At 55.3% G+C, this 24,845-nt stretch carries 23 protein-coding genes; 16 read left to right on the top strand and 7 right to left on the bottom strand.

Features of this window, described 5'->3' with window-relative positions; all coding sequences use genetic code 11:
- Positions 1–21: 21 nt before the first annotated feature.
- The 12 genes from J1779_RS25095 to J1779_RS25040 all read left to right on the top strand — a co-directional run bounded on the left by J1779_RS25095 (position 22) and on the right by J1779_RS25040 (position 14,448).
- The gene (locus tag J1779_RS25095; protein WP_056773168.1) at positions 22–594 is read left to right on the top strand and encodes a YecA/YgfB family protein; all 573 of its coding nucleotides are present in this window, start codon (positions 22–24) and stop codon (positions 592–594) included.
- A gap of 58 nt (positions 595–652) precedes the next feature.
- Positions 653–1,969, top strand: coding sequence for a Xaa-Pro aminopeptidase (gene pepP / locus J1779_RS25090; protein ID WP_217205038.1), 1,317 nt, complete (start codon positions 653–655; stop codon positions 1,967–1,969).
- 1 nt (position 1,970) lies between these two features.
- Entirely contained in the window at positions 1,971–3,149 is a 1,179-nt protein-coding gene (gene ubiH / locus J1779_RS25085; RefSeq protein WP_217205037.1) for a 2-octaprenyl-6-methoxyphenyl hydroxylase, read from the top strand.
- Between the two features lie 17 nt (positions 3,150–3,166).
- Positions 3,167–4,393, top strand: coding sequence for an FAD-dependent 2-octaprenylphenol hydroxylase (gene ubiI / locus J1779_RS25080; RefSeq protein WP_122096062.1), 1,227 nt, complete (start codon positions 3,167–3,169; stop codon positions 4,391–4,393).
- Between the two features lie 321 nt (positions 4,394–4,714).
- Positions 4,715–5,812: a glycine cleavage system aminomethyltransferase GcvT gene (gene gcvT, locus J1779_RS25075; protein WP_217205036.1), complete on the top strand. Its 1,098-nt coding sequence runs from the start codon at positions 4,715–4,717 to the stop codon at positions 5,810–5,812.
- A 54-nt stretch (positions 5,813–5,866) separates the two neighbouring features.
- A complete protein-coding gene (gene gcvH, locus J1779_RS25070) occupies positions 5,867–6,253 on the top strand; it encodes a glycine cleavage system protein GcvH (protein WP_217205035.1) in 387 nt (128 codons plus the stop codon).
- A 107-nt stretch (positions 6,254–6,360) separates the two neighbouring features.
- Positions 6,361–9,234, top strand: a complete 2,874-nt coding sequence (gene gcvP, locus J1779_RS25065) for an aminomethyl-transferring glycine dehydrogenase (RefSeq protein WP_217205034.1) — start codon at positions 6,361–6,363, stop codon at positions 9,232–9,234.
- 207 nt (positions 9,235–9,441) lie between these two features.
- On the top strand, positions 9,442–10,314 hold the full coding sequence (locus J1779_RS25060; RefSeq protein ID WP_056773152.1) for a carbohydrate ABC transporter permease: 873 nt from the start codon (positions 9,442–9,444) through the stop codon (positions 10,312–10,314).
- A complete protein-coding gene (locus J1779_RS25055) occupies positions 10,304–11,203 on the top strand; it encodes a carbohydrate ABC transporter permease (protein WP_122096058.1) in 900 nt (299 codons plus the stop codon). Before J1779_RS25060 ends, J1779_RS25055 begins: the two co-directional genes overlap by 11 nt.
- Before the next feature lie 11 nt (positions 11,204–11,214).
- Positions 11,215–12,042 carry a phosphodiesterase gene (locus tag J1779_RS25050; RefSeq protein WP_122096057.1) on the top strand — a complete coding sequence of 276 codons (828 nt, stop codon included), beginning with the start codon at positions 11,215–11,217 and terminating at the stop codon, positions 12,040–12,042.
- Positions 12,042–13,148, top strand: coding sequence for an ABC transporter ATP-binding protein (locus J1779_RS25045; protein ID WP_217205064.1), 1,107 nt, complete (start codon positions 12,042–12,044; stop codon positions 13,146–13,148). The genes J1779_RS25050 and J1779_RS25045 overlap by 1 nt, the downstream gene beginning before the upstream one ends.
- Positions 13,141–14,448 carry an ABC transporter substrate-binding protein gene (locus J1779_RS25040; protein WP_217205033.1) on the top strand — a complete coding sequence of 436 codons (1,308 nt, stop codon included), beginning with the start codon at positions 13,141–13,143 and terminating at the stop codon, positions 14,446–14,448. Before J1779_RS25045 ends, J1779_RS25040 begins: the two co-directional genes overlap by 8 nt.
- Before the next feature lie 40 nt (positions 14,449–14,488).
- Here the strand turns inward: J1779_RS25040 and J1779_RS25035 are convergent, their stop codons facing one another.
- Positions 14,489–15,097, bottom strand: a complete 609-nt coding sequence (locus J1779_RS25035) for an HD domain-containing protein (RefSeq protein WP_217205032.1) — start codon at positions 15,095–15,097, stop codon at positions 14,489–14,491.
- Positions 15,098–15,432: 335 nt separating this feature from the next.
- Between J1779_RS25035 and trhA the strand changes: the two genes are divergently transcribed.
- Positions 15,433–16,083 (top strand): PAQR family membrane homeostasis protein TrhA, encoded by a 651-nt coding sequence (trhA, locus tag J1779_RS25030; protein WP_056773133.1) that lies wholly within the window; start codon positions 15,433–15,435, stop codon positions 16,081–16,083.
- Between the two features lie 52 nt (positions 16,084–16,135).
- On the opposite strand, the gene J1779_RS25025 is transcribed toward trhA, so the two are convergent.
- The gene (locus J1779_RS25025) at positions 16,136–17,416 is read right to left on the bottom strand and encodes a lysine N(6)-hydroxylase/L-ornithine N(5)-oxygenase family protein (protein ID WP_217205031.1); all 1,281 of its coding nucleotides are present in this window, start codon (positions 17,414–17,416) and stop codon (positions 16,136–16,138) included.
- 153 nt (positions 17,417–17,569) lie between these two features.
- On the opposite strand from J1779_RS25025, the gene J1779_RS25020 reads away from it, so the two are divergent.
- The 3 genes from J1779_RS25020 to J1779_RS25010 all read left to right on the top strand — a co-directional run bounded on the left by J1779_RS25020 (position 17,570) and on the right by J1779_RS25010 (position 20,308).
- Positions 17,570–18,451, top strand: a complete 882-nt coding sequence (locus J1779_RS25020; RefSeq protein WP_217205030.1) for a PhzF family phenazine biosynthesis protein — start codon at positions 17,570–17,572, stop codon at positions 18,449–18,451.
- Positions 18,452–18,616: 165 nt separating this feature from the next.
- A complete protein-coding gene (gene ada, locus J1779_RS25015; RefSeq protein ID WP_217205029.1) occupies positions 18,617–19,714 on the top strand; it encodes a bifunctional DNA-binding transcriptional regulator/O6-methylguanine-DNA methyltransferase Ada in 1,098 nt (365 codons plus the stop codon).
- Between the two features lie 57 nt (positions 19,715–19,771).
- On the top strand, positions 19,772–20,308 hold the full coding sequence (locus J1779_RS25010) for a GNAT family N-acetyltransferase (protein WP_217205028.1): 537 nt from the start codon (positions 19,772–19,774) through the stop codon (positions 20,306–20,308).
- A gap of 47 nt (positions 20,309–20,355) precedes the next feature.
- On the opposite strand, the gene J1779_RS25005 is transcribed toward J1779_RS25010, so the two are convergent.
- The 5 genes from J1779_RS25005 to gatB all read right to left on the bottom strand — a co-directional run bounded on the left by J1779_RS25005 (position 20,356) and on the right by gatB (position 24,822).
- Complete coding sequence (locus J1779_RS25005; protein WP_056773123.1) at positions 20,356–21,060, bottom strand: GNAT family N-acetyltransferase; 705 nt, start codon at positions 21,058–21,060, stop codon at positions 20,356–20,358.
- Positions 21,061–21,215: 155 nt separating this feature from the next.
- Positions 21,216–22,070 carry a tagatose bisphosphate family class II aldolase gene (locus J1779_RS25000; RefSeq protein ID WP_217205027.1) on the bottom strand — a complete coding sequence of 285 codons (855 nt, stop codon included), beginning with the start codon at positions 22,068–22,070 and terminating at the stop codon, positions 21,216–21,218.
- A gap of 4 nt (positions 22,071–22,074) precedes the next feature.
- The gene (gene gatD, locus J1779_RS24995) at positions 22,075–23,124 is read right to left on the bottom strand and encodes a galactitol-1-phosphate 5-dehydrogenase (protein WP_217205026.1); all 1,050 of its coding nucleotides are present in this window, start codon (positions 23,122–23,124) and stop codon (positions 22,075–22,077) included.
- Between the two features lie 45 nt (positions 23,125–23,169).
- Complete coding sequence (locus J1779_RS24990; RefSeq protein WP_056773116.1) at positions 23,170–24,534, bottom strand: galactitol-specific PTS transporter subunit IIC; 1,365 nt, start codon at positions 24,532–24,534, stop codon at positions 23,170–23,172.
- Between the two features lie 3 nt (positions 24,535–24,537).
- Positions 24,538–24,822 (bottom strand): PTS galactitol transporter subunit IIB, encoded by a 285-nt coding sequence (gene gatB / locus J1779_RS24985; protein WP_217205025.1) that lies wholly within the window; start codon positions 24,820–24,822, stop codon positions 24,538–24,540.
- Positions 24,823–24,845 lie beyond the last annotated feature (23 nt).

Below are 24,845 nucleotides of genomic sequence, written 5' to 3'. Positions count from 1 at the left end.
AGCCAACGATGGCGAATGCGCATGTCTATTGAGAATACTTACCCTACTTACGATTCGTTGGATCAAAACCTGAAACAACAATCGGTTGCTTTAACAGCGGCAGAAATGCACGGGCTGATCAGTGGTTTACTGTGCGGTGGCAACCGCGACGGTAGCTGGTTGACTCTGGTGCATGATCTTACCAACGAAGGCATGGCCTTCCCACATACGCTGGCCGATTTGCTGCAGCAATTGCGTAAAGTGACGTCTGATACGCTGGAAGACGACAGTTTCGAATTCAAAATCATGATGCCTGACGATGAAAAAAGCATCTTCGAACGCGCGGATGCGCTGGCCGGCTGGGTCAACCATTTCCTGCTTGGCCTGGGCATGATGCAACCTAAACTCGCCAAAGTGAAAGGCGAAGTCGGTGAAGCCATCGACGATTTGCGCAGCATCGCGCAATTAGGTTACGACGAAGATGAAGATCAGGAGCAATTGGCGCAGTCTTTAGAAGAAGTCGTGGAATACGTCCGCGTGGCGGCCATTCTGTGCTTTGGCGAATTTGGCCACAGCCTGCCGACCGCCCCGGAAAGTCCGCGTACATTGCATTAAGTTTTTCATGAATTGTTTCATAACAACACATTAAAACGATTTCAGGAGAGCAGGTGAGATGACTCAGCAAGAATTTGAGAATCGTCGTCAGGCGCTTTTAGCAAGGATGGCTCCGGGCAGCGCAGCAGTGATTTTTTCCGCCCCCGAAGCACCGCGCAGTGCTGACAGTGAATACCCGTATCGTCAGAGCAGTGATTTCTGGTATTTCACCGGTTTCAACGAGCCGGAAGCGGTACTGATTCTGGTCAAAAGTGATGAAAATCATAACCACAGCGTGCTGTTCAACCGCGTGCGCGATCTCACTGCTGAAATCTGGTTCGGGCGCCGTCTGGGGCAGGATGCTGCACCGGCGAAGCTTGGTGTCACCAAAGCGCTGCCTTTTGATGATATCAATGACCAGTTGCATCTGCTGCTCAACGGCCTCGATGTGGTTTACCACGCGCAGGGCGATTACGCTTATGCCGATGAAATCGTTAACCGTGCCATGGAAAAACTGCGCAAAGGCTTCCGTCAGAACTTGTCTGCACCGGCCACCGTCACTGACTGGCGTCCGTGGGTGCATGACATGCGTTTGTTCAAGTCTGTTGAAGAAATCAGCGTGATGCGCCGCGCAGGGCAGATCACCGCCCTGGCTCATACCCGTGCGATGGAAAAATGTCGCCCTGGCATGTTTGAATACCAGCTTGAAGGCGAAATTCATCACGAGTTTACCCGTCACGGTGCGCGTTATCCTTCCTACAACACCATCGTAGGCGGCGGCGAAAACGCCTGCATCCTGCATTACACCGAAAACGAATGCGAACTGCGCGACGGCGATTTAGTGCTGATCGACGCCGGTTGTGAGTACAAAGGCTACGCAGGTGACATCACCCGCACCTTCCCGGTAAACGGCAAGTTCAGCAAAGCACAGCGCCAAATCTACGACATTGTGCTGGCATCTGAATACAAAGCGCTCGACGTGTTAGGACCCGGCAGCAGTATTCAGGCCGCCACCGAAGCCGCTGTTCGCGTGATGATTGAAGGTTTGGTCAAACTCGGCGTAATGAAAGGCGACGTTGAGACGCTATTCGCCGAGCAGGCACATCGCCAGTTCTTCATGCACGGTTTATCTCACTGGCTGGGGCTGGACGTTCATGACGTCGGCCACTACGGCTCTGTTGACCGCAGCCGTACGCTGGAACCGGGCATGGTGCTGACCGTTGAACCGGGGCTGTATATCGCGCCGGATGCTGACGTACCGGAAGCGTACCGCGGCATCGGTATCCGCATTGAAGACGACATTCTGATCACCGCCACCGGCATTGAAATCCTGACCGGCGATGTAGTGAAAGAAGCCGATGATATTGAAGCATTAATGGCGGCGGCACAGAAATAATATGAGCATCGTAATTGTTGGCGGCGGAATGACCGGTGCCACATTGGCGCTGGCGATTTCCTCGCTGACGCAGGGGCGTTTGCCGGTGCATCTGGTGGAAGCCACTGCGCCGGAAAACCACGGGCATCCGGGGTTTGATGCCCGCTCGATCGCACTGGCGCAGGGAACCTGTCAGCAACTGGCTCGCGTGGGCATCTGGCCTGCGCTGGCGAAAATTGCTACGCCAATCCGTGATATTCACGTCAGCGATCGCGGCCATGCGGCTTTTGTGCATCTCAATGCCGCCCATTACGGCGTCGAAGCGCTGGGGCAGGTGGTTGAGCTGCATGAAGTCGGCAAGCGTCTGTTTACCTTACTGAAAAATGCGCCCGGCGTGACGCTGCACTGTCCGGCGAAAGTGACCGATGTCGCGCGTTCGCAGGACTTCGCCAGCGTCACGCTCGACAGCGGAGAAACGCTGACCGCGCAACTGCTGGTGGCCGCCGACGGTTCGCACTCTTCGCTGGCAAAAGCCTGCAACATTGGCTGGCAGCGTGAGGATTATGGTCAGGTTGCCGTCATCGCCAACGTGGCAACCAGCGAACCGCACAACCATCGTGCTTTCGAGCGTTTCACTCAGCACGGGCCGCTGGCGCTGCTGCCAATGTCTGATGGCCGCAGTTCGCTGGTCTGGTGTCACCCGCGCGAAGCGAAAGAAGAAATCGATAACTGGAGCGAAGCGCAGTTCCTCAGCGAGCTGCAAAAAGCCTTCGGCTGGCGTCTCGGCACCATGAAACAGGCCGGAAAACGTTTCAGTTATCCGCTGCAATTACAGAAAGCCAACAGCCATATCAGCCACCGTCTGGCGCTGGTGGGCAACGCGGCACAAACGCTGCACCCGATTGCCGGGCAGGGCTTTAACCTCGGCCTGCGCGACGTCATGACGCTGGCGGAAACGCTGGCCAATGCGGCGATGACGGGCTCTGACGTCGGCAGTTACCGCGTACTGAGCGACTATCAGCAGCGCCGTCAGCCCGATCAGCAGGCAACCGTCGGTGTGACCGATGGCCTGATCCACCTCTTTGCCAACCGCTGGCTGCCATTAATGGTCGGACGCAATCTCGGTTTACTGGCGATGGAAGGCATTACGCCGCTACGCGATGCGTTCACCCGCCGGACTTTAGGTTGGGTAGACCGTTAAGCCTTACAGGAAAAATTATGCAATCTTTTGATGTGGTTATCGCCGGTGGCGGAATGGTCGGTCTGGCGCTGGCATGTGGTTTACAGGGCAGCGGTTTACGCGTTGCTGTGCTGGAAAATCAGCAACCGGATCTCGATTCACCGTTGCCGGAACAGCCGGGTTTACGGGTTTCGGCGATCAACGCTGCCAGTGAACGCCTGCTTAAATATATTGGCGTCTGGGACAGCATCATTGCTCAGCGTGCCAATGCCTATCAGGGGATGGAAGTCTGGGATCGCGACAGCTTCGGTAAAATTGCATTTCGTGGCGAAGAATATGGTTTCAGTCATCTCGGTCACATCATTGAAAATCAGGTGATCCACCGTGCTTTATGGCAACGTGCGGAAAAATCTTCCGACATCACCCTGCTGGCACCGGCAACCCTGAAAAATGTGGCGTGGGGCGAAAACGAGGCATTCATTACCCTCAATGACGATCGCCAGCTCACCGCGCGGTTAGTGGTCGGCGCAGATGGCGCACAGTCGTGGCTGCGTCAGCACGCCGACATCCCTCTGACCTTCTGGGACTACCGTCATCATGCACTGGTGGCGACCATCCGCACGGAAGAACCGCACCAGTCTGTTGCACGCCAGGTCTTCCACGGCGACGGCATTCTGGCTTTTCTGCCGCTGGCAGATGCGCATTTGTCTTCCATCGTCTGGTCAGTATCGCCGGAGGAAGCACAGCGACTGAGCGCGCTGGCGCCGGAAGAGTTCAACAAAATTCTCGCCAGCACCTTTGACCTGCGCCTGGGTGTTTGCGCGGTAGAAAGCGAGCGCGTGACCTTCCCGCTGACCGGCCGTTATGCCCGCAGCTTTGCCGGTCAACGTCTGGCGCTGGTCGGCGATGCGGCGCACACCGTGCATCCGCTGGCCGGTCAGGGCGTGAACTTAGGCTTTATGGATGCCGCTGAACTGGCGTCTGAAATCAAACGCCTGCAAAAAGAAGGCAAAGATTTCGGCCAGCACATGTACCTGCGCCGTTACGAGCGCCGCCGCAAACACAGCGCAGCGCTGATGCTTGCCGGGATGCAGGGTTTCCGCGAACTGTTTGCCGGGGATAATCCGGCCAAAAAACTGCTGCGCGATATTGGCCTGACACTGGCGGATTCGCTGCCGGGCGTAAAACCGAAACTGGTCCGTCAGGCGATGGGGTTGAATGATTTACCAGAGTGGTTACAGGACGATTCGCTTCGATTGAAATAATCTAATTTCAGCGAGGTTTTTCCATTACATTTTCTAATCCGGGGCCGGATTTCTCATTCTGCAAATGGTGAGAAATCCGGCCTTGTCGTTATATAACATCGATACTTTTGATGTTTATTTGTAGATTTTGCGCCACAAACCCCAGTTTGCCAGTCAAAAACTCTGCACAATGCCCTTGTGAAATCACTGACATTCCTTCTGCTCCACCTATTTTAACTTATGGTTAGTGAGCTTATTCAGTGGTAAGTTCGAACAAAGGGTATCGTTTGCGCTCCCTGTCATTTTCAACTTTCAGGCAGCCTTTTCGTCATGAGGAATAAGATGGTTAAGCAGACTCAGCTTTATGAACAACATGTTGCATGCGGCGCGCGTATGGTCGATTTCCACGGCTGGATGATGCCTTTGCATTACGGCTCCCAGCTGGATGAACACCACGTTGTGCGTCAGGATGCCGGTATGTTTGACGTCTCTCACATGACCATTGTTGACCTCCACGGTGCCCGTACCCGTGAATTCCTCCGTTACCTGCTGGCAAACGATGTCGCCAAACTCACCGTACCGGGCAAAGCGCTTTACACCGGCATGCTCAATGCGTCCGGCGGTGTGATCGATGATCTGATTGTTTACTTCCTTACCGAAGATTATTTCCGCCTGGTGGTCAACTCCGCCACCCGTGAGAAAGATCTGGCATGGATTTCGCAGCATACAGAACCTTACGGCGTTGAACTGACCGTGCGTGACGATCTGGCGCTGGTTGCCGTGCAGGGGCCGCAGGCGAAAGAAAAAGCAGAAACCTTGTTTAGCGCCGAACAAAAAAACGCTGTCGCGGGCATGAAACCTTTCTTCGGCGTACAGGCGGGCGATCTCTTCATCGCCACCACCGGTTACACCGGCGAAGCGGGTTATGAAATCGCGCTGCCGCAAGAGCAGGTGGCTGATTTCTGGCAGAAACTGCTGGCAGCAGGCGTGAAACCGGCCGGTCTGGGCGCGCGCGATACGCTGCGTCTGGAAGCCGGCATGAATCTTTACGGTCAGGAAATGGACGAAGGCGTTTCACCGCTGGCGGCCAACATGGGCTGGACCATCGCCTGGGCACCGGAAGACCGCAATTTTATTGGCCGTGACGCACTGGAAAGACAGCGCGAGCAGGGCACCGAACAGCTTGTAGGACTGGTTCTGACCGAAAAAGGCGTATTGCGTAACGAGATGCCGGTGCATTTTACCGACGCCGCAGGCAACACGCATCAGGGCGCGATCACCAGCGGTTCTTTCTCTCCGACGCTGGGCTACAGTATTGCACTGGCGCGCGTTCCGGCAGGCATTGGCGAACAGGCCATTGTACAGATCCGCAATCGCGAAATGCCGGTAAAAGTCACCAAACCAGGGTTTGTCCGTAACGGCAAACCGCTGGTGCAGTAACGTATTTAATTGAGCAGAAAAAGAAAAATTTAAAACGTTTTCAGGAGATTATCGATGAGCAATGTCCCGTCAGATTTGAAATACGCGTCATCCCACGAGTGGGTACGTTCAGAAGGTAACGGCGTTTACACCGTAGGCATCACCGAACACGCTCAGGAATTACTGGGTGACATGGTTTTCGTTGATCTGCCTGAAGTTGGCCGTGAAGTTGCCGCAGGCGAAGACTGCGCTGTGGCGGAATCCGTTAAAGCGGCTTCAGACATTTACTCGCCAATCAGCGGCGAAATCGTCGCGGTTAACGGCGAACTGGAAGGTTCCCCGGAGCTGGTCAACAGCGAGCCCTACGGCACCGGTTTCCTGTTCCAGATTAAAGCGTCAGATGAAAGCGAACTGGCTAACCTGCTTGATGCACAAGCCTATGCCGCCTCTGTCGAAGAATAAACAAGACTGCACGACCGCCCCGTAACCCGCTTGCGGGGCAAATCAAAACCCGTAACTTTTGTCAGTATCCCAAGACACCTCCAGCAGATTCCAGGAATGCGTAGCAAATGACTCAGACTCTCAGCCAACTCGAACACAGCGAAGCCTTTATTGGCCGCCATATCGGCCCGTCTTCTCAGCAGCAGCAACAGATGCTGGAAGCGGTCGGCGCGGATTCCTTAAACGCGCTGATCCAGCAGATCGTTCCGGTCGATATCCAGTTGCCGGGGCCACCGGCCGTCGGCGACGCCGTAACGGAACATCAGGCGCTGGCTGAGCTGAAAGCCATTGCCAGCCAGAACCAGCGCTATAAATCCTACATCGGTATGGGTTACAGCGCGGTGCTGACACCGCCGGTTATCCTGCGCAACATGCTGGAAAATCCGGGCTGGTATACCGCGTATACCCCGTATCAGCCGGAAGTGTCTCAGGGCCGTCTTGAAGCGTTGCTCAACTTCCAGCAACTGACGCTGGATCTGACCGGTCTGGATCTGGCTTCAGCCTCTTTGCTCGACGAAGCAACTGCCGCCGCCGAAGCCATGGCGCTGGCAAAACGTGCCAGCAAACTGAAAGACGCTAACCGTTTCTTCGTGGCTGACGACGTGCATCCGCAAACGCTGGACGTGGTGCGTACCCGTGCAGAAACCTTTGGTTTTGACATCATCGTCGATAAAGCCGAAAAAGTGCTCGAGCTGGAAGGCGTGTTCGGCGTGCTGTTACAGCAGGTGGGCACCACCGGCGAAGTGCACGATTACACCGCGCTGCTGGGCGAACTGAAATCCCGCAAAATCATTACCAGCGTCGCCGCTGACATTATGGCACTGGTGCTGCTGGCCGCACCGGGCAAACAGGGCGCAGACGTGGTCTTTGGTTCCGCGCAACGCTTTGGTGTGCCGATGGGCTACGGCGGTCCGCACGCGGCTTTCTTCGCCTGTGTAGACGAATTCAAACGTTCCATGCCGGGCCGTATCATCGGGGTTTCCCGTGATGCTGCGGGCAAAACGGCACTGCGTATGGCGATGCAGACCCGCGAGCAACATATCCGCCGCGAAAAAGCCAACTCCAACATTTGTACCTCGCAGGTGTTACTGGCCAACATTGCCAGCCTGTATGCGGTATTCCACGGCCCTGAAGGCCTGAAACGCATTGCCTCACGCATTCACCGTCTGACCGACATTCTGGCCACTGGCCTGAAACAGGGCGGCCTGACGCTGCGCCACAACACCTGGTTCGATACGCTGACCGTGGAAGTGAAAGACAAAGCCGCCGTGCTGGAACGCGCGCTGAGCTTCGGCCTGAACCTGCGTACCGACATTCACGGCGCAGTGGGTATCACTCTCGACGAAGCGACTTCCCGTGAAGATGTGCAAATCCTGTTCGCCGCCCTGCTGGGTGACGACAACGGTCTGGATATCGATAAGCTGGACAAAGCGGTATCCACCGACAGCAACTCGATTCCTGCGGCGATGCTGCGTGTGGATCCGATCCTGACGCATCCGGTATTCAATCAGTACCACAGCGAAACCGAGATGATGCGTTATATGCACCGTCTGGAGAAAAAGGATCTGGCGCTGAATCAGGCGATGATCCCGCTGGGTTCCTGCACCATGAAACTGAATGCTGCGGCCGAAATGATCCCGATTACCTGGCCGGAATTCGCGGATCTGCACCCGTTCTGCCCGACAGAACAGGCTGGCGGCTATCAGCAAATGATTGGTCAGTTGTCACAATGGCTGGTTCAGCTCACCGGTTACGACGCGGTGTGTATGCAGCCAAACTCGGGTGCGCAGGGCGAATATGCCGGTCTGCTGGCGATTCGTCGCTACCACGAAAGCCGTAACGAAAGCAGCCGCCATATCTGTCTGATCCCAAGCTCCGCGCACGGGACCAACCCGGCATCCGCGCAGATGGCGAGCATGACTGTGGTGGTAGTGGCTTGTGACAAACAGGGCAACATCGACCTGAGTGACCTGCGTGAGAAAGCCGCGAAAGCGGGCGATGAGCTCTCTTGTATCATGGTGACGTACCCGTCAACGCACGGCGTTTACGAAGAAACCATCCGCGAAGTTTGCCAGATTGTGCATCAGTACGGCGGTCAGGTTTACCTCGACGGCGCGAACATGAACGCACAGGTCGGCATTACCACGCCGGGTTACATCGGCGCGGACGTTTCGCACCTTAACCTGCATAAAACCTTCTGTATCCCGCACGGCGGCGGCGGCCCAGGCATGGGTCCGATTGGCGTGAAATCCCATCTGGCTCCGTTTGTTCCGGGTCACAGTGTGGTGCAGATTGACGGCGTACTGACGCAAAACGGCGCGGTTTCTGCGGCTCCGTTCGGCAGCGCATCCATCCTGCCTATCAGCTGGATGTACATCCGCATGATGGGCGCGGAAGGCCTGAAACAAGCCAGCCAGGTCGCTATCCTGAATGCGAACTACATCGCCACCCGTCTGAAAGACGCGTATCCGGTGCTGTATACCGGCCGTGATGGCCGTGTGGCGCACGAATGTATTCTGGATATTCGTCCGCTGAAAGAAACCACCGGCATCAGTGAAATGGATATCGCCAAACGCCTGATCGACTACGGATTCCACGCCCCGACCATGTCCTTCCCGGTGGCCGGTACGCTGATGGTTGAGCCAACCGAATCTGAAAGCAAAGTGGAACTGGATCGCTTTATCGATGCGTTGCTGGCAATTCGCAGCGAAATCGACCGCGTGGCGAAAGGCGAATGGCCGCTGGAAGACAACCCGCTGGTGAATGCACCGCACGTGCAGAACGAGCTGGTCAGCGACTGGAACCACCCGTACACCCGCGAAGTGGCGGTATTCCCGGCCGGTTACGACAACAAATACTGGCCGACCGTGAAACGTCTTGATGACGTGTACGGGGACAGAAACCTGTTCTGTTCCTGCGTACCGATGTCAGATTACGAGTAAGATTTCCGTCGGCTCTCTCCCTTTCACGGGGAGGGAGCCGATTGCATTTCGGGCCCCCGTTTTTGCCGTTCTGGCAGCACACCCCGCTCAATTTTGTTCAGTAACATTCGCTTATTTTTCATTCAAATAACCATCACATTCCCGCCATGTGACTGACATAAATTCAGGACAGGATAGGCACCTTAATTCGCTGACCGGTATCCTGTAATGCGCCGCATGTTGTTCCCCTACCTGATTTTGCTGCCGACGCTGATTTTTCTGTTTTTATTCACCTATTACCCCTTATTTCAGTCAGCGACGGACAGCCTGTTTGACAGCCGTCTGTCGTCGGATGCCCCGCCGTTTGTCGGCCTGCAAAACTATCTGCGTCTGATTCAGGATTCGGTGTTCTGGCGTGCGCTGCTTAATAACCTCGCCTACATCCTGATGACCGTCGTGCCCGGTATCGTGCTGGCGCTGCTGCTGGCGGTGGCGCTGTGGGAAAACACTTCGCTGAACCGCTGGCTGCGTACCGCATTTTTCTTCCCGATGATTATCCCGCTGGTCAGCGCCGCCACCTTGTGGCTGTTCATTTTCATGCCCGGCATGGGGCTGCTGGATTACACCCTGGCGAAAGTGTTCGGGCCGATGAATAACAATTATCTCGGCATGAGCAACAGTGCGCTGATTGCGCTGAGCGTGATTGGCGTGTGGAAATTCGCCGGTTATTACATGCTGTTTTTCCTCGCAGGATTGCAGTCAATCCCGGCCTCAGCCCGCGAAGCCGCGCTGATGGAAGGGGCGTCGCGTCCGCAGGTTTTCTTCTACATTACGCTGCCGCTGCTGCGCCCGACCATCAGCTTTGTGGTCACCATCGCGCTGATTTATTCCATTACGCAGATCGACCACGTCGCGGTGATGACGCAGGGCGGACCGAATAACGCCACCACCGTGCTGCTGTATTACATCCAGAGTCTGGCCAATGACACCCACGATTTAGGCAAAGCCTCGGCGGCGACCTTCCTGACGCTGGTGTTGCTGTTTGGTTTTTCGATGCTGAACCTGCGGGTGCTGGAAAGAGGGGCGCACTATGAGCGTTGAAACGTCTGAAGTGCCGGTGATGACCGGCAAAAAATCGCGGGCGGCTGCACGTTCGCCGTCGATGTTATTGCGCGGTGCGCGTCGTTCGACGCTGCCGGTTTTACTGCTGTGCGCGGCCTTTTTGTGGATGGCGCCTTTCCTGTGGATGTTGTCTTCGGCGTTCAGCGAAAGCAGTTTTTCGCCGGACATGGCCTCGCTGCTGCCGCGCTTCCCGCTGACGCTGCAAAACTTCCGCGATGCGTGGGACAGCGCCGACTGGCTGCGGCTTTACGCCAACACGATCTTCTTTTCCTTCGGCACCTTTCTGGTTCAGCTGGTGACCATCACCACCGCCGGTTACGTGTTCGCGTATCACGAATTTCGCGGCAAACAGACGCTGTTCTACCTGCTGCTGATCCAGCTGATGATCATGCCGGTCATCATGATGGTGCCGAACATGATGATCCTCAAACAGTTCGGCCTGCTCAACACATTGACCGGCGTGATGATGCCGTACTTCGCGTCGGCGTTTGGCGTGTTTCTGATGCGTCAGGCGTTTCTCAGTATTCCCCGTGAAATCGAAGAAGCCGCGCTGATGGAAGGTTGCCGCTGGTGGCAGGTGGTGTTCCGCGTACTGATCCCGATGTCGTGGCCCGCCATTCTCGCCTTTGCCACCGTCAGCATTACCTATCACTGGAATGAATATCTCTGGCCGCTGATGGTGCTTAACGATCCGGACAAACAGGTGCTGACCGTCGGGCTGGTGTCTTTCGCGATGGGCGCGGAATCGGGCGGGCAGTGGGGCTTAATCACCGCCGGAACGCTGATGGTGTGCCTGCCGCTGATGCTGGCGTTCATTATTTTTCAGAAACAGTTCCTGAAAAGTTTCGGCTTTTCCGGGATCAAATAAAGGAGTCATCCATGTTTTTAGCTCAGATTTCTGACATGCACTTTCGCAGCCAAGGCCGCAAACTGTATGACTTTATCGATGTGAACGGCTGTAACGCCGAAGTCGTCAGCCAGCTGAATGCGCTGGAAGAACAACCGGATGCGGTGGTGATCACCGGCGATATCGTCAACTGCGGTCTGCCGCAGGAATATGAGGTGGCACGCCGCACGCTGGGTAATCTGCGTTATCCGCTGTTTATCATTCCCGGTAACCACGACGACAAAGCCCAGTTTCTGGAAGCGCTGCATCCGTTGTGTCCGCAGCTCGGCACCGACCCGCAGAATATGCGTTACGCCATCGATGATTTCGCGATGCGCCTGCTGTTTGTCGATTCCAGCCTGGCGGGAGAATCGAAAGGATTCCTGACGCTGGAAACGCTGGCGTGGCTGGAAGGTCAGCTGGAGCAGGGCGGTGATAAACCGACGGCGGTGTTTATGCACCATCCGCCGGTGAAAGTTGGTTCGGCGCAGATGGACGCCATTTCCTGCGAAAACGGCGACCAGTTGCTGGCGCTGATCGACCGCTTCCCGTCGCTGGTTCGCGTGTTCTGCGGCCACACGCACCGCCTGATTTTCACCCAGTACAAACAGGCAATCATCACTACCATTCCCGGCACGGTGCATCAGGTGCCGTATTACCACCACAATCCGGCGCCGTTTTATAACCTCGAACCGGCGGCCTGCGTCATGCACCGTCTGGTGGATCAAACCGGGCTGGTCAGCTATCTGCACCCGCTGTCGCAGTATCCGGGGCCGTATCTTTACGACGCGCAAATCAGTTGCCCGGTGGATGATCAATGATGTCTGGCATTCGTCTGGAAAATATCACCAAACAGTTTGAAGGCAGCACGGCGGTGAATCAGCTGTCGCTGGAGATCGCCGACGGCGAATTTCTGGTGCTGGTCGGGCCGTCGGGTTGCGGAAAAAGCACCCTGCTGCGTCTGCTGGCGGGGCTGGAAGAGGTCAGCGACGGGCGCATTATGCTCGACGGCAATGACATCTCTGCGCTGCCGCCGCGCGAACGTAATTTCTCGATGATCTTCCAGAACTACGCGCTGTTCCCGCACATGACCGTCGAGCAAAACATCACGTTCGGTATGCGCATGCGCAACGAACCGAAAGATCAGCATCAGGCGCGTGTGGATCGCGTGGCCGGACTCTTGCAGCTGGAGCCGCTGCTTAAACGCAAACCGGGCAAACTCTCCGGCGGGCAGCGCCAGCGTGTGGCAATGGCGCGCGCCATTGTGCGCGATCCGAAGCTGTTTCTGATGGATGAACCGCTGTCCAATCTCGATGCACGGCTGCGTACGGAGGTGCGCGACGGCATCATGCAGCTGCACCAGCAGCTGAAAACCAGCACCGTTTACGTCACGCACGATCAGATGGAAGCCATGACCATGGCGGACAGGATCGCCGTGCTGGATAAAGGCCATCTGCAACAAATCGGCGCACCGGAAACGCTTTACGCGCATCCAGCCAACCTGTTTGTCGCCGGATTTATCGGCACGCCGTCGATGAATCTGTTTTTGCTGCCGTGCGCCGCTGGCGTGCTGACAGTCGAAAACCAGCCGGTACGTCTGCCGCAGACGGAACATGCGCAGGCGCTTGCTGACGTGTATCTGGGCATCAGACCCGAACACATCAGCGACCGGCCGTTGGAAGGCGAAAGTCTGCAATTGCAGGCGACGCTGACCTACCGCGAACTGCTCGGCGCGGAGTATCTGTGCCACGCCGACACGTCGCTTGGCAAAATTCGTTATGTTCGTAAAAACCAGCTGCGGGAAAACAGCCGGGACATTCCGCAACCCGGCGACCGCATCACCTTGTATTTCTCTTTGCACGACCTTCATCTTTTTTCAGGCCAAAACCAGCAGAATCTGCACCAGGAGAATCACCTTCATGCGTAAAACTCATGCGCTGGCGCTCGCCATCGGCTTCATTGCCGCAGGCACGGCGTCCGCCAAAGAAAATATCGATTTCATGTTCCCTGCGCCGGTTGACGGCAAGCTGACCATGGAAATGACCCGCGTTATCAAAGAGTTCAACCAGTCACAAACGGATATCGAGGTGCGCGGGATTTTCACCGGCAACTACGACACCACCAAAGTCAAAGCCGAAGCGGCGGCCAAATCCGGTCAGCCTCCGGCACTGGTGATCATGTCCGCCAACTTCACGGCGGATCTGGCGATCAAAAACGAAATTCTGCCGATGGACGAACTGTTCAGATTCGGCGATCAGAAAGCCACGCCGTTCCTGACGCAAAACTTCTGGCCCGCCATGCGCCAGAACGCCCAGCTTAACGGCGTGACGTACGCGATCCCGTTCCATAACTCGACGCCAATCCTCTATTACAACAAAGACATGTTCGCCAAAGCGGGCATTACCGCGCCGCCGAAAGACTGGGATGAATTGCTGGAAGACTCGAAAAAGCTGACGGATGCGGCAAAAGGGCAGTGGGGCATCATGTTGCCATCGACTAACGATGACTACGGCGCCTGGATTTTATCCGCGCTGACCCGTGCCAACGGCGGCCAGTATTACAACGCCGATTATCCGGGCGAAGTGTATTACGACAAACCGTCCACGCTGGGCGCGCTGCACTTCTGGCAGAATCTGGTGTATCGCGACAAAGTGATGCCGTCGGGCGTGCTCAATTCTAAACAAATCAGCGCGGCGTTCTTCTCCGGTAAACTCGGCATGACCATGCTCAGCACCGGGGCGCTGGGCTTTATGCGTGAAAACACCAAAGATTTCGAACTGGGCGTGGCGATGATGCCCGCTAAAGTGCGCAACGGCGTGACCATCGGCGGAGCGAGTCTGGTGAGCTTTAAAGGCATTTCTGACGGGCAGAAAAAAGCGGCTTACACCTTCCTGCAATATCTGGTCAGCCCGAAAGTGAACGGCGTCTGGAGCCGATTTACGGGCTATTTTTCACCGCGCATGGCGTCTTATGACACACCGGAAATGAAGGACTATCTGGCGAAAGACCCGCGAGCGGCGATTGCGCTGGAACAGCTGAAATACGCCTATCCGTGGTATTCGACCTATGAAACCGTGGCAGTGCGTCAGGCGATGGAAAATCAGCTGGCGGCACTGGTGAATGACGAGAAAGTCACGCCGGAAGCCGCAGCCGCACAGGCACAGAAAGACGCCGATACACTCATGAAACCTTACGTGGAATCGACGTCGCTGGCCGTGCCGAAGTAGTTGGTCTTGCGCCTTCCCCTCTCACGAGGGGAAGGTTTTATTACTTCAGCCAGCCTTGCTGATGGGCGTTATCCAGATGGCCGCGGATGTGCTGCCACAGTTCAGGATGGATATCGGCGATAAAGGCATTACGCGCTAACACCTGCTCCAGACGGATATTATTTTCCACCCAGCTTTGGCCCTGATTACTCAGGTTCATGACCATCGGCATCACGCGGTCGATCACCAGCGCAAAGCGCGCTTCTGCGGTTTCGCCCGCTTCGTATTCATTCCATAACGCCAGGAACTGCGTATTTAGCGGCGCAGGCAGCAGGCCGAACAGGCGTTTTGCGGCAATGATTTCCTGATCGCGAACCGCCGCGCGGGCAGCGAGATCGTAAACCAGCACATCACCGGCATCGATTTCGACGATATCGTGGATCAATGCCATACGAATGACCTTGTTAATATCAACGTCTTGTGGCGCATAAGGCGCCAGAGACATCGCTGCCACGGCGAAATGCCAGCTGTGTTCCGCGGAGTTTTCCTGACGATCGGTGCCTAACACTTTGGTGCGACGCTGCACGCTTTTCAGCTTGTCGATTTCCATCAGGAACTGAAAAACGTCGGTCATGGCGCCGAAATTCAGCGGGGAAGTTGCTACAGACATGGTCAAACCTTAGTCATATTGACGGCATTGTTAATGGCGTTATCAGAGATTTCCGGTACACCTTAATCCCTTGATGACAAAAAATCATGTTTTTGGGTGCGGAATAATCCGTCATCTGAAGAATGTAATAGGGAGGGATTATAAACAAAGTGAATGAATTGAAGGGGCTCCGGTGATGAGCCTCCTGAAATGATGATCCTGCTAAGAGCCTGTTACAGGAGGAAATACTCCATTTTAGCGTACAGGTGTACACTGGAATCATTCTCAGCTACTCTGCGGGTCAGGATATTTTATAACCTGCCGTTTTATTGTTATGCCTCGAGGGTTTTCATCGTATGGGTAAGACGTCTCCATCACCACAGGGATATCCGTGGGCTGAAGAGATTGCCAACAGCCTGAGTCACGGCGTTGGTTTGGTTTTCGGGATTGTCGGGCTGGTGCTTTTGCTGGCTCAGGCTCTGGCTGATAACGCCAGCGCCGTGGCAATCACCAGTTACAGCGTGTACGGCGGCAGCATGATTTTGCTGTTTTTAGCCTCCACGCTCTATCACGCCATTCCGCATCAGAAAGCGAAATACTGGCTTAAAAAGCTGGATCACTGCGCCATTTACCTGCTGATTGCCGGAACTTACACGCCGTTCCTGCTGGTCGGCTTAAATTCCCCGCTGGCAAAAGGGATGATGGCGGTGATCTGGGGGCTGGCGCTATTTGGCGTGATTTTCAAACTGGTATTCGCCCACCGGTTTGAAGTGCTTTCATTGATCACCTATCTGACCATGGGCTGGTTGTCGCTGGTGGTGATTTATCAGCTGGCGATGAAACTGCAGCCTGGCGGCGTCTGGTTGCTGGCGATTGGCGGCGTGGTGTACACGCTGGGCGTGATTTTCTATGCCTCGGAAAGGATCCGCTACGGTCACGCCATCTGGCACGGATTTGTGCTCGGCGGGAGCGCCTGTCACTTTCTGGCGATCTATTTCTACGTGTAGCTTTTAAGCCGTAAGAGAGAAGCGGAGCCGTGGCTCCGCTTTTTTGTGCCTGCTATTTACCTGCCCACCACTGCACCAGCGAAGGCACCGGTTGCAAATCGTAATGCGCTTCCCCCAGCAGATGATTGAGGATTTTCGCCGAGCGCCAGGCGGTCAGCGTCAGTTGCCCTTCCGCGCTGCCATGGCTGTGAATACCGGCATTGACCGCGTAAATGCGGTTCTGTTCAGGGCCGTCCCAGCGCAGATTGAAATTCGGCTGCAGCGGCAAATGCTGCTCACGATCGTAAGGGATCCTCCCGAGCATGGGCGCGAGATAGTCCGGTAAACCGGGGCGATAGCCGGTCGCCAGGATCACAATATCCGCACTGAAATGTTCTTCGCAGTTTTCCAGCCCGTGTCTTGCCTGCAAACTGAAATCTCCTGCGTCATTGCGCGCGATATGATCGAGCGCGCGGTGCGGCAGTAAACGTACATTGCGCGGCTGATGCAGGACGTCAAAACGGTGATAAAGCTGCTTATAGATATCTTCCAGCGTGTGGTAACTGATGCCGTCGGAAGGCAGTTTTTGCGTGGCAATCTCCCGCTCGCGCACCTCTTCGGGCAGGGTATAAAAATAATTCACATATTCAGGCGTGAAGTATTCATTGGTGAAAATCGATTCATCCAGAGGCTGAAAATTCGGGCGTCTCGACAGCCAGCTCAGCTCGGCGAATTCGCCCCAGTGGCCGCTTAGCGCGTTGAGAATGATATCGGCACCACTTTGCCCGCCACCGACCACGGCAATACGTTTGCCGGTGAAATCGGGTTCACGCAGTTCAATTTCAGCGGCATGAAAACAATTCTCCCCCAGCGCCGCGCGGGCCGCTTTAGGGATCCACGGCGCATGACCGGTGCCGAGACAAATATTGCGCGCGCGGTGCTCGCCTTTTTCACTCTGCACCACAAACTCCTGCCGCTTATCGTCGAAATCGATACTTTCTACCGGCGCAGAAAAATGCAAATTGGGGATGCGGTCGCACGCCCAGCGCAGGTAATCGGAAAACTCATCGCGGCTGATGATCAGCTGTTCCGTTGCCAGAAAGCGGTAAATTTTCTTCTGTTCCACCAGATAATTGATGAAGGAAAATTCGCTGCGTGGGGCGACGGTGGTCACCAGATCTTGTAAGACATAGGTCTGCATGGTGGCGGTTGGCAACAACATGCCAGGGTGCCAGCTGAATTCCGGGTTTGCATCAAAGAAGGCGGTGTTGAGTTTCTCCGTATCTTTTGCCATCGCGGCCAGGCTCAAATTGAAGGGGCCGATGCCAATACCTATCAAATCCTTCGCGGGCATCTTTCTGTTCCTTGTGTTTTATAAAATGTTTTGGAAAGTGCCTTAAGCATAGATCAGCCATTGGCGACTGACATTTTTCTCGATAACTTATCGAAATATTCCTAAACTCAGTCACTTCGCTATTTATTCCTCAATGATTAAAAAGGATTAGCTATGACCCGCCTGCGCCGTTTTAAACAAGTTGATGTGTTCACCGCCGAGCCGCTCAAAGGCAATGCGCTGGCTGTGATCCTGGATGCCGAAGGTCTGACAGACGACGACATGTTCGCCATGGCCCGCTGGACCAACCTTGCGGAAACGGCATTTGTGCTCACACCTACGTCACCGGAAGCTGATTACCGCGTGCGGATTTTCACCACCGATAAAGAGCTGCCATTCGCCGGGCACCCGACTCTCGGCACGGCGTATGCGCTGTTGCAAAGCGGGCTGAAACCAAAGAACTCAGGCTATCTGGTGCAGGAATGCGGTGTCGGGCTGGTGCAGGTGAAACAGCTGGCAGAAGGCGGACAGGCATTTTCCGCACCTCCGGCGGTGCTCAAACCGCTGGAAGAAGAGCACTTCGCCTTGCTGGCGACCGCACTGCGCGGGGGCAAAATCCAGGCCGATGTGACGCCGGTTACGGTCGACATGGGCATCATCTGGCTGGTGGTGCGGATGGAAAGCGCGCAGGATTGCCTGAATATTTCTGCCGATGCAGCAGCCGTCAGTCAGCTCCAAAAACAGCTGGGAGTTAATGGCATCGCGGTTTACGGTTTGCACGACGACAGCGTTGCGGCAGATTATGAAGTGCGGGCGATTATTGATGAAGACGGTGTGCTGAAAGAAGACCCGGTCACCGGCAGCGCCAATGCCTGTCTGGCAAGGGTTCTGAAAGCGGCAAACTTCCCGGATGGCGCACATATGGCAGAGACCTACCGTGTACGGCAGGGCACAAAACTTCAGCGCGAGGGCCGCGTGACGGTCACTTTCGTTGACGGCGAACCCTGGATCGGAGGGGATTCCGTTACCCTGATCGACGGCACGTTAGACCTGTAATCCGCCGTCAGTCTGACGTTGCATGGCGACTGCTCACGCATGACCGGCCAGGAGTGTCATGCGTGTTCGCAGGGATGGCTGAATGAGAAAGCAAGAGCCGGAGGGCAGGCGGCAGATCCCCGGTTTATGCTGATGTTCATCCAGTCAGTCAATGTGAGGCAAAAAATGTCAGGCAAAACTGAAATCCTTCCCCGGTCAGTAACGATCGACAATGACAGCATCCAGAGTGAGGATCCGCGCTGGCTGGCGGTGATTAACTGTGATGCCAGCGCAGATGGCAAATTTGTATACGCGGTAAAAACCACCGGTATTTACTGCGCGCCTTCCTGCCCGTCGCGGCAGCCTAAAGCGGAAAATATTGTCTATTTCGACAGTGCTGAAGATGCCGAGCAGGCAGGCTTCAGGCCCTGTAAACGCTGTCGCCAGGGGCTGATTTCACTGGCGCAATTTCACGCGCAGCGTGTGGCGCAAGCCTGCCGTCTGCTGGAAGCATCGACAGACGTACTGACGCTGGATCAGCTGGCCGGCACTGTTGGCATCAGCGCTTACCATTTTCACCGTCTTTTCAAAGCCCATACAGGTGTGACGCCGAAAGAGTATCAGCAGGCGCAGCGTGCGCGCCGTGTACGCGAAAAGCTGACGGATACGGCTACGGTCACCGAGGCCATTCACGCGGCCGGATATTCTTCCGACGGGCGTTTTTATGAGGCGTCCGCGGCGACGCTGGGCATGACGCCGCAGGCTTTCCGCTCGGGTGGGCGTGATGTGCGCGTCTGGTTTGCGATTGCAGAATCTTCGCTCGGCGCGATCCTGATCGCTGAAAGCCAGCGAGGGATTTGCGCGATCTTACTCGGCGATGACCCGACGGCATTGATCATTGAGCTGCAAAATCGCTTTCCGCAGGCTGAATTGCTGGGCGGCGACCCGGACTTTGAACAGCGTATCGCTTCGGTCATTGGTTTCATCGAAGCGCCGCAGTTGGGGCTGGATCTGCCGCTGGATATTCGCGGCACGGCATTTCAACAGCGAGTCTGGCAGGCATTGCGCGAGATCCCGGTCGGCTCCACTGCCAGTTACGCGGATATTGCCCGCAAAATTGGCGCACCCAAGTCAGTTCGCGCTGTGGCCGGAGCCTGTGCCGCAAACGTGCTGGCGGTGGCGATCCCCTGCCATCGGGTGGTAAAAACCGACGGTCATATTTCTGGTTATCGCTGGGGCGTCGAGCGCAAGCGTAGTTTGCTGGCGCGCGAGGAAAAAAGCTGACTATACTGGCCTGAGCGTTATTTTTCCGATACTTACCCAGATAAAGTGAGGGATCCTGTGCCTGTTTTAACATTCCGTTTTGCGCAGCCAGCCGATATTGATGCGCTGGCTGCATTACACGTTGCTATCTGGCGTGATACCTATCGCTCTCTGGCACCCGCAGAGGCGTTTTCCGCGCTCGATGTGCCGCGTCGTAAAATCTTCTGGCAGGACAAGTTTGAACATCCCGCTGAATCACAATGCATTTTACTGGCCGAGGCTGACGGAAAACTGGCGGGATTTTGTCTGGCGTCTGCTTCATCCAATCCTGAATTTGGGGAAATGGCTGAAATTAAATTCCTGTATGTTTCTGGTGATTTTAAACGTCAGGGCATAGGCAAGCGTTTAATCAGCGACGCTGCCCGATATCTCGCGGCAGCGGGCTATCGGGCTGCCGGGCTGGGCGTGGTAGAGGGCAACGAATCCGCCATCCGTTTTTATGCCGCTCTGGGTGGCCGGGAAGCCGGACGCTATACCGATGCCGGGCCACTATGGCGTTCACGCAATATCATTTACGCCTGGCCAGATATTACAGTGCTTTCCGCCAGGCAATAATCTTTTGCTATCACATGTTCCGCGTCAGTGAAAATGCGGGACATGTTTTACTTTCTCAGTGCTTCAAGTCGCTGTTTCTGCTGGCCTTCAGGTGTGAAATTCTCCGCGCTCAACCACTGTTCAAACATGCTTTTCGACGCCGGCCATTCATGATCGAGCAGCGAGAACCAGAGAGTGTCGCGATTGCGACCTTTGTTGACCAGCGCTTGCCTGAATGTCCCTTCGTATTGAAACCCAAAACGCTCCGCGGCCAGTTTTGACGGTTCATTCAGGCTGTGACATTTCCACTCACAGCGGCGATATTTAAGGGTTTCAAACAGATAGCGTTGCAACAGGTAAATAGCTTCCGTGCCAAAACGTGAGCGTTTCATCAGCGGCGACCAGTTTACCCAACCAATTTCCGCAACGCCGTGGACGGCATCGATACGCATCAAAGCAACGCTGCCGATTGCCCGCTGTGTGGCGAGGTCGATGACGGCGAAAAACAGCGGATCCTGGCTTTTCTCCTGCTGAGCAATAAACGCATCACAATCTGACTGCGTGGCAGGACGATCCACCGAGAAATAAGTCCAGTCACGGTTGTCATCAATGCTATGCCAGGCGTTAAACAAATCCTGACTGTGGCGTTCACTTTTCAGTGGCTCAAGGCGGCACCAGAGGCCATCAAGCTGGACGTGCGTCGGTTTTTCTCGCGGTTGCCAGTCGGGCAGGGCATCGCCGATGGGCTGACCAAAGTGGTTGAGCGTTGTCATAGCGGTTTCCATTCACTTTCGAAGAACACCCATAAAATCAGAACGTATTGATGACCGCAACCGGCGCGATAATAAAAGTCTGGTAAGCGGAGAAATCTCTCCGCTTTGTTTCCTTATCCCGCTCGCTGAGTGAGCCGGTTTATAAACGCTGGCATTTATAATCGCCCGGCACTGCCGCAAATTCTGATCTTCTCCTCGACCACTTTCTGCATGGCACGTTTTCCCGGCACAATGTATTTACGCGGATCGTTGGCGTCAGGATGTTCAGAAAAATACCCTTTCACCGCATTGGCAAAGGCGATCTTCAGCTCCGTGGCAACATTGACTTTACAGATCCCCAGTTCAATCGCCTGATGGATCATATGCTCCGGGATCCCCGAGGCACCGTGTAACACCAGAGGAATATCGACCTGCTGGCGAATTTGCCCCAGCCGGGTGAAATCCAGTTTGGGCTCTCCCTGATACAAGCCGTGAGCAGAACCGATCGCGACGGCAAGCGAGTCAATACGGGTCGTTTCCACAAAGTGTTTTGCCACAACCGGATCGGTGAAAAAGCTGTCGCCGTCTTCCACCACCAGATCGTCTTCCTGCCCGCCAAGACGCCCGAGCTCAGCCTCTACGCTGGCGTCAAATGCGTGACAAAAGCGTACCGTCTGGCAGACCTTTTCGATGTTTTGCGCCAGGGGCAGGTGGGAAGCATCGACCATGACGGAGCGGATCCCCGCCCGGACTTTTGTCTCTATATCGGTCTGTTCTTCATGATGATCCAGATGCAGCGCCAGCGGAATGCCGTATTGGCGTGCCGCTTCCTGACATATCGACAGCAGATAATCGGTTCCCGCATAGCTGAATGTTCCCGGTGTTCCCGCCAGAATCACTGGCGAGCTCATGGCCGCTGCGGTTTCTGCCACCACCTGAACGGTTTCGAGATTGTGGACGTTAAAGGCTGGCACCGCATAACCTTCGCGTTGTGCCGCCAGCAGCATTTCCCTGTTTGAAATGAGATACATTGCTTCAGCTCCCTGTCATATCCAGCAGAATTTTTCCGGTCATGGGTTTGCCCGCCAGTGCAGTCACATCCGCCACGAACTCCTGCGGATTGCCAACGCTCGCGATAAGCGGCTCAAGGTTCAATTTGTTTTCGGCAAACAGCTGCGTTGCCTGCTGCCATTCACTGCCTGGCCACGGCGCAGAGTAATTCATCCAGCTGCCCTGCAACGTCAGCTCTTTGCGCAGGATATGGCTGAAGGTGGCGACGTTAAGCGTCAGTTCTTTATGCAAGGTACCGACCAGAACGACCTGCGCTTTGGGCCCGGCTATATCCAGCGAGAGTGCCACGGTCTGCGGAGTACCGGCGGTTTCAATGATCAACTGGTCAAAGCGACGTTCGTGGTTATGCTGACGGATTTCTTCAGCATTCATTTCAGCGCTGTTGCAGGCATGGCTGGCACCGGTTCTCAGTGCCAGATCCAGGCGTTGCTGATTGATATCAATCGCTGTCACGGATTTTGCGCCTGATGCCGCAGCCGCCTGGATGATCAACTGGCCGATAGTGCCTGCTCCAATCACGATCACCTCTTTGCCCTCACATCCCCCCGCGAGTTTTAATGCGTGCAGGCCGACGGTAATGGGCTCCAAAAATGCGCCCTGAATAAGGGAAGAACTTTCGGGAAGCCGGAATAAATTTTTACGGGAAACCACGACAAACTCTGCGTGGCCGCCGTCGCGGCGTGACCCAATAAACTGATAGTGCTTACACTGTGAGTAAGCCTCTTTACGGCATTCTTCACATTTAAAACAGGGTAATAACGGCACGCAAGCCACAGCATCACCTTCCTGAATATCATCAACATCTTTTCCGATACTGACCACGTGGCCGCTGAATTCATGTCCCAGCGTGATGGGATAAAAATGTGCACCCTGGGAGAAAATACGTGGAATGTCGGATCCACAGAGGCCGGAATAGGCAATGCGCACCAGCACATCATCCGGGGCGTTCAGCACAGGCATCGGGCATTCTTCCACGGTCATCGCCCCGCCAGCATTTACAACGACAGATTTCATAGTCGATTTCCTTATGGCGGGGGAATTCCCCCGCCGGATGAAGATTTACGCGTTAGCCTGAGCTGCGGCCAGTTTTTCAGTTTTGGTGAAGTTGTGGGCACGACGCCATGTGAGGAATACTCCAATGGCATAAAGCGTGCCGATGATGCTCAGCCCGGCAACGTTTTTCAGTGTGCAAAGTTGAATCAACAGATAGGTGACAGGTGACCCGCCCTGATCCATCGACGCCACTCTGCCGCCTGCGCTTAGCGCACCGGCATTTGCAGCCAGCTGGGTGTGCAAATCGATAGTTTGCGTGGCAATCCACAACGTGATGCTCATGATGATGCAGCCTGAGATCAGCGTGCGGAACAGGTTGCCCTGATGTACAGCAACGGCGATGGCGACAAAGAAACCGATGGTGGCGAGGTCCCCAAACGGAAGCACCTGATTTCCCGGAACCAGCACGGCGATCAAAATTGTCAGCGGGATAAAGATCAGGCTGGCTGAGACGACGGCGGTATGACCGAGTAACAGCGCCGGATCCAGACCAATCAGGAACTCCTGTCCTCCAAAGCGCGCCTGCAGGCGGGTACGGGCATGGCGTGCAATTGGCGTTAAACCGTCCATGATGGGTTTGATCACCCGTGGCATCAGCAACATGACCGCCGCGGTTTTGACTGCCAGCTGTAATACGCCCTTGATGTCATATCCGGCGAGATAACCGATGATAAGGCCCATCACAAAACCGACAGTGACCGGCTCGCCAAACGGACCAAAGCGTTTCTGGACATCATCTGCGCTGAAGTGGATCTTGTTCAGCCCTGGGATTTTATCAATGAGAGTATCTACCAGCACGGCGATCGGGCCGAGATAGGCCGAGGAGCCGTGAGGAATAGCGATACCTTCGAGATTGAAGAAGTCCCGCGTATCTTTGGCAAACCAGTCACCCAGCTTGTAGATAAACGCCGCATGAACCACCACCCCCATGATCCCCAGCCAGTACGAGCCCGTCGCGAGATGCAACATTGCGCCGGTGAAGGTCATATGCCAGATGTTCCAGATATCCACGTTGACCACGCGCGTCATGCGGGTCAGCAACATAATGATGTTCACACCGATAGCAATCGGAATAGCAACCAGCGCAATTTGCGATGCCCAGGTCATCGGTGACGATCCCGGCCAGCCGATATCCACGACTTGTAAATTGATTTCAAAATGTTCAGCCATCGCTTTCGCTGCAGGCCCGATGGAATCCAGCATCAGACCAATGACCAGCCCGATACCCACAAACCCAATGCCAATGTGAATGGCAGATTTAAACGAATCGCCTAATTTCATCCCTAATATCAGCGAGAAAATGATGATTACGCCGGGCAACATGACGGTTGGCCCGAGATCGAGGATGTAGCGCATTATTTCGGTAAACATGGCTCACTCCTGCAGCAGGGTCAGTATTTGTTCGCGCAAAGCTTCCATACCGACGCCGGAAATAAACGGCATCCCATGTACGACGGGAATGCTGCCGAACGTGCGGTCAACTTTGGCCGTGGTACAAATCAGGTGGACGCCGTCCATGTAGGTTTCAATTTCCGTCACGCGGCACTGCACGAGATCCACTTTGATGCCGTGTGCTTTGCATAACTCTTTGATTTCTTCTGCTGCCAGGGTTGAGGTGGCAACGGCTCCGCCGCAGGCAACAATAATTTTTCGTTTCACGGTAAGGCTCCTTGATGGTCTGT

Origin of the sequence: Rahnella rivi (genome assembly GCF_019049655.1) — a bacterium.
In the GTDB taxonomy this organism is placed as follows: Bacteria; Pseudomonadota; Gammaproteobacteria; order Enterobacterales; family Enterobacteriaceae; genus Rahnella; species Rahnella rivi.
The sequence above is the reverse complement of the archived record's forward strand: the minus strand, read 5'-3'. Positions and strand labels throughout refer to the sequence as shown.